Below are 16,082 nucleotides of genomic sequence, written 5' to 3' on the forward strand. Positions count from 1 at the left end.
ACGTACACCTTGCTTCCGAAGCCGTGCGGGGTAGGACAGCCGTGCAGGGTATGGGTGTGACCGGGCAGGCTGGCTACAGGAAGGTGGCTGCCAGGGCCTCGACCAGCTGGGGGACCAGACGCTCCCCCCGGTAGACGTCTCCGTCCGAGTCATGGGAGCGTGACCGCAGCGCGCACCAGGACTCACCGCTGCGCAGGACTCCCACCACCATACGGATGTCCTCTCGGTCCGCGAGGCTGCCGACCAGGGCTGTGCGCTCCTGGGGGTCAGCGACGGCCTCGACCCGCGCCTGTGCCTGAGGGCTGAGGACAGTTCTCTCGACGCTGAGGACGGCACCGTGGACAGACTCCGGCCAGGCCAGCTGGCCGAGGAGGTCCTCTAGGTCGGCTGCGGCAGGCAGATCCTCCTGCTCGATGACGGTCAGCGCCTGCGGGTCACGACGGGACCGCGCCAGCTCCTGAGCGGGTAGGAGCCGACCGAGCCCGGGGTCGTGCTCCAGCGCCTCGGCGGTGCGCACCAGGGAGAAGACCCGTACCGGGGCGTCCCAGCCGTGGGCAGACACGTGCGCCTCGGTCTCGGTCACCGCCGCGACCAGGGCCTCCTGGGCGGAGGTGTCCGCCGTGTGCGCCCCCTCGGCGGCTCTGCCTCGCTCCTGCGCACCGGGGTCCTGCGCGGACGGGGTCCTGCGGTCGGCGGCGAGGGAGCCGAGGGACGCGGTACCAGAGGTGGGGGCGTGGTCGCGCTCCGCAGGGTCAGGTTCTGGTGAGGCCATGGCCCCATGGTCCCACCCCTGGCCCCACGTCCCGTGGATGTCGTACCGGTCTCGTCTTGGTGTTCCCACGGCGACAGGTTGCCTACAGGTAGGGAGGCTGTGAGACGATAGACACACCGACCTGCTGGTCGGTGCCCCTGTGCAGACCAGACACGGAGTGTGATTGTGAGCACCCGGAACGAAGAAGAGCCGAGCAACAAGTCAGACAGGTCGGAGGAGTCCCACGAGCCTGACCAGGATCATGGGCACAGTCGGCCCTCCAGGCCCGGTGGGTCCGGCTCCTCGTCAGCGTCCCGATCCCGATCTGTGCCTAGGTTCGGGCCTTCCGGCTCCAGACCCGGTTTTGGGGGTGGAGGTGCCCGGCCTCCGCGTACTCCCAGGACCGACAGTGTCGGCTCCGGACGACGGCGCCCTGGACCGCTGGCGCTGACGGCTCTCATCCTCGCGGTGATCGGGGGCGTGATCGTCTTCGCCTCCCAGACCTGGACGGAGGTGCTGTGGTACGACCAGGTGGGCTTCTCCCGCGTCATCTGGACCCGGTGGGTGGCTGGGGCCGCCCTGTTCCTCCTGGGATTCGTGGTCATGTTCGGTGCTGTCTACACCGCGATGTCCCGCGCCTACCAGGCCCGTGAGGTGGTCGTCCCCAGCGACGAGGCAAGCAGGAGCCTGGAGGCCTACCAGACTGCCGTCGAGCCGATGCGCAGGCTTCTGACCTGGGCCATCCCTGCCGTCCTGGGGCTGCTGGGAGCCGCCTGGGAGCTGGCTCCGCAGTGGGAGCAGGTGCTGCTGGCCATCCACAGCCAGTCCTTCGGTGTCAGGGACCCGCAGTTTGGCATCGACATGTCGTTCTACGTCTTCATCCTTCCTGTGCTCCTGACAGCGCTCGGCTACCTGTCCAACGTGGTCTTGTTCTCCGGGGTGGCCTCCGTGGCGGTCCACTACCTGTACGGCGGCATCTCCGTCTCCCGCCAGCCGCACTTCACCAGGGCCGCGCGGACCCACCTGACAGTGTTCCTCACCCTCTACGCCCTGCTGCAGGGGGGCCGTTACTGGCTGGACCGCTACACCGCGCTGTACGCCGCGAGCTCCCGGTTCGACGGGGCAGGCTACACCGACATCAACGCCGTGGTCCCGGCCAGGGCGATCCTGGCGGCGATCTCCATCGTGGTGGCTGTGCTCTTCCTGGCCTCGCTGCGGTCCCGCTCGTGGCGTCTTCCGGTGACCGGAGTGGTCGTCATGGTGGTCTCGGCCCTCCTGGTGGGGACCGCCTACCCTGCCGCGATCCAGACGTTCGTCGTCGATCCCAACGCTCAGCGCCAGGAGGCCCAGTACATCCAGCGCAACATCGACGCCACACTGGCTGCCTACGGGCTGGACGGCATCGAGACCACTGCCTACGACGCCAGGACGACTGCCGAGGCCGGACAGCTGCAGGAGGACACCGAGTCCACGACGTCCATCCGTCTGCTGGACCCCCACCTGGTGTCGCCGACCTTCCAGCAGCTCCAGCAGAACAAGCAGTACTACTCCTTCCGCGAGACTCTCAACGTGGACCGGTACACGGTGGACTCCGCCAGCCGGGACACGGTGATCGCAGTCCGTGAGCTCAACCTGTCCGGGCTGGGGGACAGCCAGCGCACGTGGGTCAACGAGCACACTGTCTACACTCACGGCTACGGTGTGGTCACCGCCTACGGCAACACGGTCGCCACCGGTGGCTACCCCTCCTTCTGGGAGGGCGGTATCCCCTCCTCCGGGGACCTGGGCGACTACGAGCCGCGTATCTACTTTGGCCAGGCATCAGCCGACTACTCGATCGTGGGAGGCGATGACGGCGGTACGCCCCGCGAGCTCAACTACCCCGACGACACCTCTGAGACCGGGCAGGTCAACACCACCTTCTCTGGGGACGGTGGCCCCAACGTGTCCAACCCGATCAACCGGCTCCTGTACGCCACCAGGTTCCAGGAGATGAACATCCTGTTCTCCCAGGAGGTGCGGTCCGGCTCCCAGATCCTCTACGACCGGGACCCGGCGCAGCGCGTGGCCAAGGTTGCCCCCTGGCTCACCCTGGACGGCAGCCCCTACCCGGCAGTGGTAGACGACGATGACGACCCATCGACGCCCAAGCGTGTGGTGTGGATCGTCGACGGCTACACGACGACGAACAACTACCCCTACTCCCAGCACGAGTCCCTGGAGGACACGGCCACCTCCTCCGACGGCAACGCCGCGCTGCTGGGGGCGCCGGAGGAGTCCAACTACGTGCGCAACTCGGTCAAGGCGGTCGTGGACGCCTACGACGGCTCGGTCACCCTGTACGAGTGGGACGAGGATGACCCGATCCTCAAGGCGTGGGACTCCGTCTTCCCCGGCTCAGTCACCCCCATGAGCGAGATGAGTGCCGACCTCATGGCGCACATGCGCTACCCGGAGGACCTGTTTACCGTGCAGCGCACCATCATGGCGAGCTACCACGTCGATGACGCGGCAGAGTTCTACTCCGGTGGTGACTTCTGGAAGGTCCCGGACGACCCGACGACCTCGGAGTCCGACCTTCAGGACCCTTACTACCTGACTCTGAAGATGCCGGGGCAGGATGAGGCGACCTTCTCCCTGTCCAGCGTCTACATCATCGGAGGTAACACCAACCGCAACGTGCTGACCGGGTTCCTGGCAGTGGACTCCGAGACGGCTACCGGTGAGCCGGGGCGGCGTAACCCCAACTACGGGCAGCTGCGGCTCCTGGAGCTGCCTCGCTCCTCCAACGTCTCTGGCCCCGGACAGGTCCAGAACATCTTCGACTCCGACCCGGAGGTGTCCCAGACGCTGAACCTGCTGTCCCAGCAGGGCTCGGAGGTGATCAAGGGCAACCTCCTGACTCTACCGGTGGGCGGTGGTCTCCTGTACGTCCAGCCGGTGTACGTCCAGTCCTCCTCGGGGACTCAGTACCCGCTGCTGCGCAAGGTGCTGGTGGCCTTCGGTGACGAGGTCGGCTTCGCTGACACGCTCTCGGGCGCCCTGGACCAGGTCTTTGGTGGCGACTCGGGTGCGACCACAGGTGAGGAGGCCGTGGACGGTGACGCCGGCGCGGCCAATGACACCAACGAGGCTACTGACGGGACGGACCCGACCCAGAATGCCACAGCGGCTCCGGAGGAGACTGCTGAGGCCTCTGCCGAGCCGTCAGCCGAGGCCCCTGCGTCCGCCAGCGGCGAGCCGTCCGCCGAGGCCTCGGCCCCACCCTCCGCCGACACGAGCGGGTCGTCCACCGGGGACCCGCAGGCTGACCTGGACCAGGCGCTGACGGACGCGGACCAGGCGATGAGTGACGCCCAGACCGCGATGAGTGAAGGCGACTGGGAGGCCTACGGTGAGGCTCAGGACCGTCTCAACGACGCTGTGAACAGGGCTGTTGACGCCAGGGAGCGGCTCGGAGAGGGCTGAGGAGCTCCTCCGGGGCTCCTGATCCTGATGCACCCGGACCCTTGGGCGGTTTATGTGGCCGCCTGGGTCGCGACTGGGCTGCTGTCCGTTGCGGGGGTGGCCGCACCGCGTTTCCGGTGCGGCCACCCCCGGTCACTGCTCTGATGGATGCTGCTCGGTAGGGGCTGGTGTGCTGCGGGGAGGGGCCTGCGTGAATGGGTGACTAAAGGCACGTCTTGACGGTTTGCTCGACTTCAATGCGGGGCGCTAGGATCACTTCACCAGCGCGGGGTGGAGCAGTTCGGTAGCTCGCCGGGCTCATAACCCGGAGGTCGCAGGTTCGAATCCTGCCCCCGCTACCACCCCAGCGGCCCCGGCACCACCAGGTGCCGGGGCCGCTGCCGTCCCCAGGGCGGCCGCGACCGCGGTGCCCGGCACGTAGGGGGCCGGCACCCAGGCCCCGTCAGCGGTGTGGCGCATCTCCAGGAAGTCGTCGTACTCCTGGCGTGAGTCGTAGGCGATCACGCTGATGCTGCGCGGGACGGTCGTGGTGGTGCTGTCGGTGAGGTCCTGGAACGACTCCTGGATCTCCTTGGTGGGGGCCAGGTGCGGGTCGTGGAGGAGCTTCAGGCAGGTCACCCTCCTGTTGCCCTCCAGCACCACCGTGGTGGTGTCCTCCTGGGTGACCACGGGCAGGGGGGAGGGACCCAGGCCACCCAGGAGGACGATGCTCCTTGCCAGGGCGGTCATCTCCCTGGTCTTTTTGTGTCCTTGAACATCGCTGCTATCGCGTCGTCCTGGCTCTCGATGCCGTCTCCGAGCCTGGGGTTGTCCAGGTCGAGGGCCAGGGAGGACACGGGCACCGTCGTGGTCCTGTAGGCCATGGGTGTGCTCCTTGTCTTCAGGGGTATGGCAGAGGGGTCGGGGGCAGTTTCTTCAGCTGGCGGCGGCCATGTCGATGGTCAGTCGCAGGTTCAGTGCGTGGGCGATGCGCCACAGGGTTGAGACGGAGGGGATCTGTCCACCGTTCTCTACGGCGGAGATGACTGACTGCTGGGTGCCCATGCGGTGGGCCAGCTCGGTCTGGGTCAGCCCGGCCTGGGTGCGTGCGGTGTAGACGAGCTCGGCGAGCCGCAGGCGGGTCTCCTCCTTGGCCTCGGCTGCGTCGAACCGGGCACGCTCGTGTGGTGTCATGGTCTCCAGGGCCTCGGCCTGCCGGAACAGTGTGGTCCTCACGGTCGTTTCCTTTTCTTTCGGGTCTTCTTGGCTGCTGTCTGGGTGGCTTGGCGGGTGTGGCGCGCGCGTGGGCTGGCCTGAGCCGACGCCCACGCCCCTGCCGGACGCGGGGTGGTGTCAGGCGGTGGCGAGGTACTTCTCGACGGCGTCGCGGATGACGGCGCTGGGGGTGGTGTCGTGGGCGGCTGCGTAGGCGTCCAGGGCTGCGCTGGTGGCCTCGGGCAGGCGGACCTGGCGGCGGGGTGAGCGACCGTGCCCGGTGGCACGGTCGTAGCCGAGGGTGGGGCGGCCCCGCAGGATGGCGTCGAGCTCGGCGTCGCTGACGCGGGATCCGTCGCGGGGCGTGCCGTGGGCGACGGCAGGGACCCTGCCAGCGGTGACGTCCTCGTCGTAGGCGTCGTAGTAGGCCTGGTCGGCCTCGGTGAGGGTGTGGTGGGCCTCGGTCATGGTGGCTCCTTGTCTCAGTGGCTGGTGGGCGTGACGAGGTGGTGGTAGAGGTCGGTGACCTCCATGGCGTGGAAGATGACGCGGTGTCCGCGGCCGTCCACGGCCACGCCGACCTCGAGGTAGCGCATCGCCTGCGGGTGGGGCAGGCCGATTGAACATGAAGGACCTCTCCCCTGGTCGGCGCGGCTGGAGGACGGCGTAGTTGACATGGTTGACCACGGCGTGGACAGCGTCGTCGTGGGGGATACCGTGCCTGTCGGCCGACCGGGTGAACTCGAAGCCCACACAGTAATGGTAGTACCGAAATGATGGTGGGGTCAAGACCTGCGGCTGGTCCCGCCGCGACGCGGACGGGCCACCGTCACTGCACTTGGCGAGGGGACGGTGCTCGTCGTCAATGGCTATGCTGCTGTCTCTACCGCTCGTGTCATGGCGGTGGCCCAGGTTTCGGGGACAGGGAGGAGGCTGGCGTGGTGGTTCATACAGGCAGTGTCTGCCAGCCCAGGTCGGCCTGGTCTGGTGGTGTCCAGGCACAGGCACTGCCCCTAGTCACCACGGTCAGGCCGGACGCGTCGAGGTCCTGGCGGGCAAACTGGCTGGCCTGACTGTCCATGCGGGCACGTACTGCGCGGGCCACGGCCTCGCGCACCTCCTGGTCCACGCCGTCGATCTCGTCGAGATGGACGGCGCTGTAGTCTCCGTCGCGCTGGCCTGCGCAGTCGAGTGCGTAGACGGTCCCCTGGCCCGTCCGCCAGTGGATGGCCAGGTGCGTCTGGTGCATCCAGGTGCCTACGCGCACGTAGGGGCAGTTGGCCCTGCCCCTACGTGTGCGTAGTTACTGTGGCTGCCGGTCTGTGCCGGGGGTGTGGGGCGCGGGAAGAGTGAGAGGCCCGGGGCTGGTGGTGAACCGGTGGCCGGCCAGGAGGACGGCGACGGCGCGCAGGGTAGCGGGAGGCGTGTCGGCAGCCAGGACGGGCACGCCCCCCTCCCCGGCGGTGTCCGCCAGGGCGTCGAGCTTGTGGACCCAGTCCTGCCAGATGACCCAGACCTCCTGAGTGGCGCCGTGGTTGATGAGGGACCGGCCGGACTCCCACCACCGGACGGTGTCGGTGGCCACGCCCAGGCGGTCAGCGAGCTGGGCCTGGTCCAGGCCCATGGTGGTGCGCAGGGCGCGCAGGACGGGGCCGGGCAGGCGGTCGGCGGCGAGCTGGGCGGCGTGCTCGGCCTCCCACCGGTCCCGGGCCGCGGACCACGACTCCAGGAACCGGGTCTGGACGGCCTGGGCCCGCGCGTGGTCGCGGTGGCCCGGGTCGGCGGCGGTGGCTGCGTGGTCGGCGGCGCGCTCGGCCGCGCGGGCGGCACGCCCGCCGCTCTCGCGCTGGATGTAGGCGACGCGGGTCAGGGCGGTGTCGGCCGGGTCGGGCCTGGTGGTCGCGGCCAGCGCCCCGGCCTGGTCGTGGCGGGTCACCTCGCGGGCCTGCGCCCTGCTGAGCAGGGCCGGGTAGCTAGTGGGCAGTGGCCAGCCCGTCCAGGCGCGCGCCTCCTCGTCGGGTCGGCTCACGGCTCACTCCTGTCTGTCGTCTGATGGCCAGAGTATCCACCCTCTGGATCCTCACGGGCGGCAGGCCAGGAGGGCCGGGTCGGGACGTGTGGACAGGTCCACCATCTGGTAGGCCACCCTTGGACCCTTCGGGTCCAGGTAGGGGCTGCTCGTCGTCTCACTCACGCTGTCACGCTCCTCGGCACGTCCGGGCACCCAGCGCCTTGCAGCCGGGCGCACTCACCCTCGTTGTGGAGCGTGGGCGCACACCTCTGCCCGCAGGAGGCTTCGTTCGCATCTGTCTTGAGTGAGGACCCAGGTCGGGTTCTTGCCTGGTCCCACAGGGACGGGCTTCACCTGTTCAGGAGGCAGACATGAGGAGCAAGGACAGCAGCAGGAACGACGACAGGAAGCACGCAGAGCCGGGGCGGCCGTGGCGGAAGAAGGCCCAGGGATGGCGCGAGGCCGTGGTGCGGCTCGCACATGATGTCAGGATTGTCGCGGGTGCCGTTAACGCCGTGGCTACTGCGGTTAAGGGGGTCGTCTGGCTGGTCCGGCTTGTTTTCCAGTGGCTGGGGTAGCCGCTGGGCGCCTGGTGGTGGGGTGCCGGTACACTTGGTGGGCGCCGAGCGGCGGAAGGGGGTGTGGGCCTGTGGGGGTCTTTGGTGGCCGGGTCCCGTCGGTGTCTGAGATGCTGGCCGAGGCCGAGGGGCAGGAGCCGTGGGTTGCGTCCTACACGCCGGGGGAGCCGGTGCGTCACACGGCGGCGTCCAACGCCGCCGAGGCGCGGCCCCTGGTCGCGGGTGAGGACGGCCTGGCTCTGGGGTGGCGGTTCGGGGTGCTCCAGACCCTGGACGACTACACCTCCTGCCTGCGCCGCGGCGGCGTGGAGTTCGCCAGCCAGGTCTTCACCCAGGAGCCTCCGCCCACCGGGGCGGTGGAGGTTGACGCGGCCCTCGCGGCTCTGGCTGACTTCCTGGCCGGGCGTGACGGGTGGCAGGCCCCGGCCTGGGTGGAGGAGCCCGGGCGGGTGTGCCCCAGGTGGTGGTACGCCGATGTGCCCGGGATCTTCAGGTCGGAGGCCGAGGCGCAGAGTCCTGAGGCGTTTAGGCGGCGCGGCATCCTCATCACCAGCCGGTCCCTGGCGCGGGCATGAGCAGCACGCCCGCCGGGGACGAGCCGCACCCTGGCCCTCCTCTGACGGGGGAGCGGCTGCTGGGGCTGTTCGGCCTGGTGGAGGAGGGGCTGGCCCGGAGGGGTGAGCACGCCGTGCTGTTCGTGGTGGGTGGAGCGGCCATAGCCCTGGCCTACGACGCCGCCCGCTCGACCCGTGACGTGGACGCCCTGTTCCGGCCCGCCCCGGTGGTCAGGGAGGTCATCGAGGAGGTCGCCGCCCGGGAGGGGCTGGAGCCCGACTGGGTCAACGACGCGGCCAAGGGGTTCCTGCCCGGGGACGACCCCGAGGCCCGGACGGTCCTCGAGGCCAGGCACCTGCTGGTCCAGGTCGCCTCGCCGGCCTACCTGCTGGCCATGAAGATCCACTCCGGGCGGGGTAGGCGGGACATGGACGACGCGGCCAGGCTGGCGGTGCTGACCGGGAGCCTGTCAAGTTGTCTGTGTGAGCGTGTTGATCAGAGGTAGGGGTTAATGCGGTCGGGGTAGGCTGCGGCGAGTTGGGCAAGGGCCTGTTTCCAGCTGGTGGTTGTGTGCCCCTGGATGGGGCGGCCCTTGGTCCTGCGCCTGCTGGGTGGCTGGTTGCGCTCCTTGTCTCGTTGGCGGGCGCGCTTGTCCTCGATGTCGCAGATGGCCAGCCACAGCAGCTTGACGGCGGCCTCGTCGAAGGGGAGGTGCCCCCGGTTCCTTGAGACCTTGCGCAGCTGGTAGCTCAGCGACTCGATCGCGTTGGTGGTGTAGATGACGCGGCGCAGGGCCGGAGGGAAGGCCAGGAACGGGGTGAGCCGTTCCCAGGCCCTCTCCCAGGTCGCTACGGCCTCGGGGTACTTCTGGCCCCACTGGTCGGCGAAGGACGCAAGGGCCTCCAGGGCGGCCTCCTCGCTGGGAGCCGTGTAGACGGGCCTGAGGGCCGGCGACCCTCTTGGGGTCCTGGTAGGCCACGAACCGCGTCGAGGCGCGGGTCAGGTGGACCACGCAGGTGGGGACCAGGGAGCCGGGCCAGGTGGCCTCAATGGCCGCGGGCAGGCCGGCCAGCCCGCCCGTCACACGATGAGCACGTCCTTGGACGCCCCGGTTGGCCAGCTCGGCGCGCACGAGGCCCCCTTCCTCGTCCTGGACCCAGGTACCCAGCACGTGCTTGACGCCCTCCATGCCCACGCCCACGGCGATGTGGGCCGACCGGGTGGTCACGCGGTGGTCGGCACGGACCTTGACGCGGATGGCGTCGAGGTAGATGACTGGGTAGAAGTCCTCCAGCGGGCGGTCCTGCCGCTCCAGGACCGCCTGGGCCACCGCGTCGGTGATCTTGCCGATCGTGGCGGGGGACAGGTCCACCCCCAGGGTGGACTCCAGGTGGTGGGCGGTCTCGCGCGCCGTCATGCCCCCGGCGCACAGGCTGATGATCATGGAGCCCCGGCCCGTCCAGGCGCCGCTGGCCCTTGCGCACCAGGCGGGGCGTGAAGCCGCCAGCCGTCCCGGGGCATCTCGACCTTGAGGGAGCCCACCTCGGAGCTGACGGTCTTGGTCGCTGTGCCGTTACGGGTGCTGCCACGCGCCACGGGCGTGCGCTCGCCCTTCTCGTAGCCCAGGTGCTCGGTCATCCCAGCCTGCAGGCCCCGTTCCAGGGACTCCTTGAGCAGGGCTGGCAGGAGCCCGTCGGTACCGGTCAGCTCGACCTGGCCGGAGTCGATACGCTCGAACAGGTCGTCCAGGCCACCAGAGTCACGCAGCCGCTCAACCACGCGGCGCCCGCTGGCACTACCAGCAGCCACGTCAGCCATCCTGTCATCAGTCACAGCCACCAGAATCAGTCCTTCCAGAAGGGCTCACACAGGCCAGTAAACACGCCCCTGACCGGGATGACCAGGACCGACCAGCTCACGGGCCTGCTGGAGCGCACCTACCCGCCGCGCCTGGTGCTGCCACGCCACCGTTACATCGCCCAGGACGTGGCCGAGAGGGCCGCCCAGGCCAGCCGGGCTGGCCTGGACCAGGCGGTGGACGCGGGCATGGTCGCCCGGGTGCGCCGGGTCTACCAGGCGGCCATGCCGCCACCAGGCCACCACACCGAGCGTGCCAGGCCCGAGGAGGTGCCAGCACCTCGGCCGGGCCTGGCCCGTGGCCATGCCCTGTGACACCAGCGTCCCATCCAGCGTGAGGAGCTGGCCGGCCCTGCGAGGCTGCGCGTAGGAACGGGTGCTACGAGGTGTGCCTGGGCTGTTCTTCTGGGGATGGTGCGGGGACGATGCGGGGCTGTCCCTTGGGGTGTGGCTGGCGGGGTGTCCAGACCATGCCGTGCTTGGCCAGGGCCTCGTCCCGGGCCTGGTCCCTGAGGGTGAGGAAGTGGTTGTACACGTCGTTCCAGAGTTCTGGCTGCCAGGCGTCTGGTAGGGTGTCCGGGTCGACGGCGAACCGGGTGTCGTCAGAGAGTGTCAGGGTGAGGGCGGCTTTCTTGACGCGCTCCAGGTGGATCAGTACCTCGCTGGTCTGCCACACCAGGTCCACAAGGACGACTTCCTGGGTGTGGCGAGGGGTGGGGTGCAGCATCATGGAGTGGACGTGGTACTCCTGCCACTGCGGCATGACCAGGTTGTCGTCCACGCCCTGGTGGTGCTTGATCCGCTGGAGGACCTTGCCGAAGCCGAACACGCGGTGACGCTCCTCCTCGGGCGTGTCCTGCCACTGTGCGGCCCGGTCCGGGTCGTAGGCCCACTCCTGGAGAAGTACCTCGATCTCCATGAGTAGCCTGGCGGCGTCGTTGATGGTCTGCTGGTCGTCGGCGAGCACTCCTTCGGTGCCCCTGAGGGCCTCCCTGCTCGCGCGGTCAAGGAGGGCGCCGAGGGCCTGGCTCGGTGTCTCACGGGTGAGGAAGGCGAGTAGGGTGGTGATGGTGTCGATCCCGGGCAGGAGCAGCGGCATGAGTGTGTGAAGCTGGAGCAGTCTTGCTGAGCGTGCCTGGTGGGTGCGCAGCAGGGCACTCGCTGTGGAGGATGAGGTTCCTACGGCGCGTAGGACTGCCTCGTAGACTCCGTCGCTGTCATGACTCACACAACCAAGTTACAGGTGGCGCCCAAAAGGTGGTAGCCCTGTCCGGGCTCCGTGTTGTTCCCGGTTGGGTCGTTTAGCCTCGCCAGAGGTCAAGGGACTCCCAGCTGCTGGGGGCGCCCAGTGACGCGGTTGTCAGGGCGTGCGAGGCCGGGAGCTGCCGCATCAGTGCGACCAGACGCGCTGGCCAGCCAGTGCCCGGGTCGATGGAGCGCAGCAGGTAGGCGATGACGGCGAGGGCGTTGTAGGTCCCGAAAACCCTTTTCGCCGTCGGGTCGTCCCGTAGGTGGTCAAGAACCGGGATCTGCCCGGCCTTGGGACGAGCTGGTGCGTGCTGGAGCTTCCTGTTGAACAGCCGGGAGTGGTGGGCGGCGACATTGCGGATGTAGTTCAGGCTCGCGAGCCAGCTGGCCATGATCTTCTTCGTCGGGACTCCGAGCGCCAGGGCGATCTCCTCGGCGTCCTGCTGGTGCATGCCCCGGTAGAGGACGGACAGGTGACCTAGTTCGAGGATCTCGGTCAGTGCCCAGACCGGCATCCGGTCATCGTACTTCTGCCGGAAGTGGGCGACGAACTGCTCGTCGGAGCCAGCCTTCCGCTCGTTGACCCGCTGGAGCCACTGCACGTGCCTGCTCGGCGCGGGGTCGCGGGCGTCGGTGCTCTGGGCGGTGAAGGCCTTGGTGAAGCAGGCCGGGTCCTCGTAGGCGAAGGGCGACCTTCTGCCGAGCACGTGGCCGACCTGCATGCGGACGGCTACCTCGATGCGCTCGACGCCGTCCATGACGAGCATGCGTAGACGCCGGTCGAAGTCGATGACCTCCTCGGCGTGGCCCAGCGTCGTGCCCGCTGCGTACCTGCTGAGCACGCGGGTCCGCGTGCGGCCCTCGTCGTCGACGTTAGGGCTCGGACTCGCGGAAGGGGTAGAGGTAGCCGGTGAGTCGGTAGTACCCGACCGCCCGCAGGAGCGACGCGGCCTGGCTGCGGTCCTTGATCTCGATCCCGTGCCCGGCCAGTTGGTCGACCTGCTCGTCGACGGACAGCCACGGTTTCGCGTACTCCGCCATGGTCCTCCCTGGGACAAGGAAAATCAGCCCGCGCCTTGCGGCAACGGGCTGATCATGATGGCACAAGCATAGCACAACGGCGCCCGGCTGGTCTGTGACGTGCCCGGCGCAGCCAGGCCCGGGCATGAGTCGAGTCGGGCTCTGCCACCTGTATTGTCGTGTGGGGTCACGCCGCTGTCTCTACCGCTCGTGTCATGGCGGTGGTGGGTGGTTGGGTGTGGCGCTGGGTGGTGGCTACGGAGGTGTGGCCGAGGAGGCGCTGGACGGCGGGGATGTCGCGGTCGGCGGCGTAGGCGGTGGTGGTGAACCTGTGGCGCAGGCTGTGGAGTGTCCATCCGAGTGGGAGGGTGTGGCTGGCGAGCTTGGAGGCCCACCTGGGGGTGATGTGTCCGCCGTTGTGGGAGGGGAGGCCCCACTCGTCCGGGTTGGTAGCGGTGCGGGCTGTCGTGCAGTGTCGGCCCGGTGGCGGGGCCGGGCTGCATGAGGCGGATGATCCTGGTGGTGTGGTCGTGCGGTGGGTGCGGGTGGTTGGTGGGGGACTGGAGGGCCTGCCTGAAGCTGGTGGCGTCGAGCTTGTTGCGCAGGACTCCGGCGATCTCGCCGTGGGGTCCCTGGTGGATTGTCTCGGGGCGCAGGTAGGACGCCCAGGCCAGGGCGGCCTGCCCTGGTGTGGGGCGTAGGGGGTCAGGCGCTGGCTGGGACAGGGTTGCCCGCCCGGCTCAGCGCGCGTGCGTGGTACTCGCTGCGGGTGAGAGTGCCTGCGCGAAGGGCCAGCAGGTCGGCGACGTCCTCCCGGCTGGGTGTCCAGCCCTCGTGCCAGTCGGCGGCGAGGGTGTTGGTCAGGGCACGGCGCTCCTGCTGGCTCAGGGGCGCGTAGAGGTCGGGCCACCAGGCCTCGGGGGTGAACTCGGCGTCCACGTCGGCTCCTCTCGGCTTGGACGTCCTCATGGTACCGGGCCTGGCAGGCTCTGGTGGTCACAGTCATCTGCTGCTCCGCCATAGCCCTTAGTGGAACAAGGAAAATCAGCTCGCACCATGCGGCAACGGGCTGATCGTAATGGTAGAGGTACAGCATGGCGGCGGACGTATATGGCGGGCGGGGAAATCGGTAGGTGGTGTGTGGGTGCGAGATGGCGGTCCTGGGTGGCGTGTCCTGGTCAGGTTCGCGAGTCTGCGGCTGTCCGGCCCAGGGGAGGCCAGGCCCGGTGGGTCGCCGCCTGCCAGCTGGGTGCTGGCAGGCGGCGACCCACCGGTCGTGCAGGGACCTGCCGTGCAAGAACCTACTGCTCGTCCTGCCCGTTCTTTCCTGCCCTGTCCTTCCCGACCCTGTCGGCTACTCCCTGGGCGCCGTCCTTGAGGTCCTCGGTGGCCTTCCTGGCCCTGCCCTCGGCCTGCTGGATAATTCCCTCGGTCTCAGTCTCCTTGTCCCCGGTCGCCTTGCCGATGGACTCCTTGGCCTTGCCCGTCATGCGGTCAAAGGTTCCGCTGTCGCTCATGACATTCTCCTTTCGCCTCGTTGTCGTGGGCGCTGCTACCGTATCTGCGACCACCCTGTGCTGAGAAGGTTTACTGTCGGGTTAATCAGTTCTGTGCCGCTTTGCAGCTCAATGGACAGAAAAGGGGTGATAATGGGTGGTGAGGCGGAAATAGCGAGAAAAGAGAGAAAATAATGAGAAAAACGGGCGGGGGTGAGGGGTGGGAGAGACGGGCTGGGAGCCTGGTTGCAGGCCCGGGTAGGTTCTAGGACGCCGGTCCTCGCACCGTGTGCCGGGCTCCGGGGTAGCCTTGGGGCATGCCAGCAGACGCAAAGACACCAGAGAAGACACCAGGGAAGGCGTTGGACCAGCAGGACCGGCCGACCTCCACCCGCACCGAGACCGACTCCATGGGCACTGTCGAGGTCGCCGCTGACCGCTACTGGGGGGCGCAGACCGAGCGCTCCCTGCACAACTTCGACATCGGCCGGGAGACCTTCGTGTGGGGTCGCCCTATGATCAGGGCGCTAGGGGTCCTGAAGAAGTCGGCCGCCCTGGCCAACGCGGAGCTCGGCGAGCTGCCGCGTGACATCGCCGACCTCATTGCCGCGGCCGGTGACGAGGTTATCGCGGGCAGGCTTGACGACGAGTTCCCGCTCGTGGTCTTTCAGACCGGCTCCGGAACGCAGTCGAACATGAACTCCAACGAGGTCATCTCCAACCGGGCGATCGAGATGGCCGGGGGCGAGATCGGCTCCAAGACCCCCGTCCACCCCAACGACCACGTCAACCGCGGCCAGTCCTCCAACGACACCTTCCCCACCGCTATGCACATCGCGGTCGTCTCCGAGCTTGCCGCCATGTACCCGCGCGTCACCCAGCTGCGAGACACCCTGGATGCCAAGGCGAAGGAGTTCGACGACGTCGTCATGGTGGGGCGCACCCACCTCCAGGACGCCACCCCCATCACCCTGGGGCAGGTGATCTCCGGCTGGGTGGCCCAGATCGACTTCGCCCTGGAGGGTGTCCGCTACGCAGACTCCCGCGCCCGCGAGCTGGCCATCGGGGGGACCGCGGTGGGGACCGGTCTCAACGCCCACCCCCGCTTCGGCGAGCTGTGCGCACGCAAGATCAGCGAGGAGACTGGTATCGAGTTCACCCAGGCGGACAACCTCTTTGCCGCCCTGGGCGCCCACGACGCCCTGGTCCTGGTCTCTGGCGCCCTGCGCGTCCTGGCTGACGCCCTGATGAAGATCGCCAACGACGTGCGCTGGTACGCCTCTGGTCCACGCAACGGCATCGGGGAGCTGATCATCCCCGAGAACGAGCCGGGCTCGTCCATCATGCCCGGTAAGGTCAACCCCACCCAGTGCGAGGCGATGACCATGGTGGCCACCAAGGTCTTCGGCAACGACGCTACCGTCGGCTTCGCAGGCTCCCAGGGCAACTTCCAGCTCAACGTGTTCAAGCCGGTCATGTCCTGGTGCGTGCTGGAGTCCATCCAGCTCCTGGGTGACGCGTGCGTCTCCTTCGACACCAACTGTGCTTACGGGATCGAGCCCAACACGGAGCGCATCCAGGCCAACCTGGAGACTAACCTCATGCAGGTCACGGCCCTCAACCGCCACATCGGCTACGACAAGGCCTCCAAGATCGCCAAGAACGCGCACCACAAGGGGCTGTCCCTGCGCCAGTCCGCCCTGGAGCTGGGCTTTGTCACCGAGGAGCAGTTTGACGCCTGGGTGGTGCCTGCGGACATGACGCACCCCTCGGCGGCGCAGGAGTAGCACGTGGCCTGGGCGGTGCGGCCCGGGTGCAGGGTACTGCCCGGCCCGTCCGCACGACCCGTATCATGACGCTGTGCGGGTACAGATGTGTCCGGTGGGCCGGGCTGCGCTGCTGTG

The 16,082-nt window shown here is 68.6% G+C and carries 19 protein-coding genes, 1 tRNA gene and 1 pseudogene; 7 read left to right on the top strand and 14 right to left on the bottom strand.

Annotated features, from left to right (window positions below; all coding sequences use genetic code 11):
* Positions 1-73 precede the first annotated feature (73 nt).
* Positions 74-772 carry a PPA1309 family protein gene (locus CWS50_RS03350; protein ID WP_243118437.1) on the bottom strand — a complete coding sequence of 233 codons (699 nt, stop codon included), beginning with the start codon at positions 770-772 and terminating at the stop codon, positions 74-76.
* Between the two features lie 306 nt (positions 773-1,078).
* Between CWS50_RS03350 and CWS50_RS03355 the strand changes: the two genes are divergently transcribed.
* Both CWS50_RS03355 and CWS50_RS03360 read left to right on the top strand, forming a co-directional pair.
* Entirely contained in the window at positions 1,079-4,219 is a 3,141-nt protein-coding gene (locus CWS50_RS03355) for a UPF0182 family membrane protein (RefSeq protein WP_127841666.1), read from the top strand.
* A 264-nt stretch (positions 4,220-4,483) separates the two neighbouring features.
* Positions 4,484-4,560 (top strand) — tRNA-Met (locus CWS50_RS03360).
* Between the two features lie 384 nt (positions 4,561-4,944).
* On the opposite strand, the gene CWS50_RS12890 is transcribed toward CWS50_RS03360, so the two are convergent.
* From CWS50_RS12890 to CWS50_RS13165, 6 genes are all read right to left on the bottom strand, one after another.
* Positions 4,945-5,082, bottom strand: coding sequence for a hypothetical protein (locus tag CWS50_RS12890; RefSeq protein ID WP_164860067.1), 138 nt, complete (start codon positions 5,080-5,082; stop codon positions 4,945-4,947).
* Positions 5,083-5,134: 52 nt separating this feature from the next.
* Positions 5,135-5,434: a helix-turn-helix domain-containing protein gene (locus tag CWS50_RS03365; RefSeq protein ID WP_180342361.1), complete on the bottom strand. Its 300-nt coding sequence runs from the start codon at positions 5,432-5,434 to the stop codon at positions 5,135-5,137.
* A gap of 117 nt (positions 5,435-5,551) precedes the next feature.
* Positions 5,552-5,881 (bottom strand): gamma-glutamyltransferase, encoded by a 330-nt coding sequence (locus CWS50_RS03370; RefSeq protein WP_127841667.1) that lies wholly within the window; start codon positions 5,879-5,881, stop codon positions 5,552-5,554.
* A gap of 14 nt (positions 5,882-5,895) precedes the next feature.
* Positions 5,896-6,090, bottom strand: a complete 195-nt coding sequence (locus tag CWS50_RS03375; protein WP_243118438.1) for a hypothetical protein — start codon at positions 6,088-6,090, stop codon at positions 5,896-5,898.
* A 269-nt stretch (positions 6,091-6,359) separates the two neighbouring features.
* Complete coding sequence (locus CWS50_RS03380) at positions 6,360-6,662, bottom strand: hypothetical protein (RefSeq protein WP_127841668.1); 303 nt, start codon at positions 6,660-6,662, stop codon at positions 6,360-6,362.
* Between the two features lie 54 nt (positions 6,663-6,716).
* Positions 6,717-7,442, bottom strand: coding sequence for a helix-turn-helix domain-containing protein (locus tag CWS50_RS13165; protein ID WP_206610459.1), 726 nt, complete (start codon positions 7,440-7,442; stop codon positions 6,717-6,719).
* A 353-nt stretch (positions 7,443-7,795) separates the two neighbouring features.
* Between CWS50_RS13165 and CWS50_RS03390 the strand changes: the two genes are divergently transcribed.
* The 3 genes from CWS50_RS03390 (at position 7,796) to CWS50_RS03400 (ending at position 9,062) form a co-directional block, all read left to right on the top strand.
* Positions 7,796-8,002, top strand: a complete 207-nt coding sequence (locus CWS50_RS03390) for a hypothetical protein (protein ID WP_127841669.1) — start codon at positions 7,796-7,798, stop codon at positions 8,000-8,002.
* A gap of 71 nt (positions 8,003-8,073) precedes the next feature.
* Positions 8,074-8,577 (top strand): hypothetical protein, encoded by a 504-nt coding sequence (locus tag CWS50_RS03395; protein ID WP_206610460.1) that lies wholly within the window; start codon positions 8,074-8,076, stop codon positions 8,575-8,577.
* Positions 8,574-9,062: a DUF6036 family nucleotidyltransferase gene (locus CWS50_RS03400; protein ID WP_127841670.1), complete on the top strand. Its 489-nt coding sequence runs from the start codon at positions 8,574-8,576 to the stop codon at positions 9,060-9,062. The genes CWS50_RS03395 and CWS50_RS03400 overlap by 4 nt, the downstream gene beginning before the upstream one ends.
* Here the strand turns inward: CWS50_RS03400 and CWS50_RS03405 are convergent.
* Positions 9,053-10,375 (bottom strand): annotated as a pseudogene (locus CWS50_RS03405) (IS256 family transposase). The gene CWS50_RS03400 and the pseudogene CWS50_RS03405 sit on opposite strands and share 10 nt — an antisense overlap.
* Positions 10,376-10,453: 78 nt before the next feature.
* On the opposite strand from CWS50_RS03405, the gene CWS50_RS13170 reads away from it, so the two are divergent.
* A complete protein-coding gene (locus CWS50_RS13170) occupies positions 10,454-10,729 on the top strand; it encodes a hypothetical protein (protein WP_206610461.1) in 276 nt (91 codons plus the stop codon).
* 64 nt (positions 10,730-10,793) lie between these two features.
* Here CWS50_RS13170 and CWS50_RS03415 read toward each other — a convergent pair whose 3' ends face one another.
* The 6 genes from CWS50_RS03415 to CWS50_RS03435 form a co-directional block, all read right to left on the bottom strand.
* Positions 10,794-11,642, bottom strand: coding sequence for a hypothetical protein (locus CWS50_RS03415; protein ID WP_127841671.1), 849 nt, complete (start codon positions 11,640-11,642; stop codon positions 10,794-10,796).
* Between the two features lie 73 nt (positions 11,643-11,715).
* On the bottom strand, positions 11,716-12,504 hold the full coding sequence (locus CWS50_RS03420; protein ID WP_127841672.1) for an Abi family protein: 789 nt from the start codon (positions 12,502-12,504) through the stop codon (positions 11,716-11,718).
* Between the two features lie 31 nt (positions 12,505-12,535).
* Complete coding sequence (locus CWS50_RS12895; RefSeq protein WP_164860068.1) at positions 12,536-12,703, bottom strand: hypothetical protein; 168 nt, start codon at positions 12,701-12,703, stop codon at positions 12,536-12,538.
* Between the two features lie 166 nt (positions 12,704-12,869).
* Positions 12,870-13,391 carry a tyrosine-type recombinase/integrase gene (locus CWS50_RS14035; RefSeq protein ID WP_423243489.1) on the bottom strand — a complete coding sequence of 174 codons (522 nt, stop codon included), beginning with the start codon at positions 13,389-13,391 and terminating at the stop codon, positions 12,870-12,872.
* Positions 13,388-13,621 carry an antitoxin VbhA family protein gene (locus tag CWS50_RS03430; RefSeq protein ID WP_243118439.1) on the bottom strand — a complete coding sequence of 78 codons (234 nt, stop codon included), beginning with the start codon at positions 13,619-13,621 and terminating at the stop codon, positions 13,388-13,390. Before CWS50_RS03430 ends, CWS50_RS14035 begins: the two co-directional genes overlap by 4 nt.
* 362 nt (positions 13,622-13,983) lie before the next feature.
* A complete protein-coding gene (locus tag CWS50_RS03435; protein ID WP_127841674.1) occupies positions 13,984-14,199 on the bottom strand; it encodes a CsbD family protein in 216 nt (71 codons plus the stop codon).
* A 296-nt stretch (positions 14,200-14,495) separates the two neighbouring features.
* Here CWS50_RS03435 and fumC point away from each other — a divergent pair, with 296 nt between their 5' ends.
* Complete coding sequence (gene fumC / locus CWS50_RS03440; protein ID WP_257493103.1) at positions 14,496-15,965, top strand: class II fumarate hydratase; 1,470 nt, start codon at positions 14,496-14,498, stop codon at positions 15,963-15,965.
* Positions 15,966-16,082: the final 117 nt, after the last annotated feature.

Origin of the sequence: Actinomyces wuliandei (assembly GCF_004010955.1) — a bacterium.
Classification (GTDB): Bacteria; Actinomycetota; Actinomycetes; order Actinomycetales; family Actinomycetaceae; genus Actinomyces; species Actinomyces wuliandei.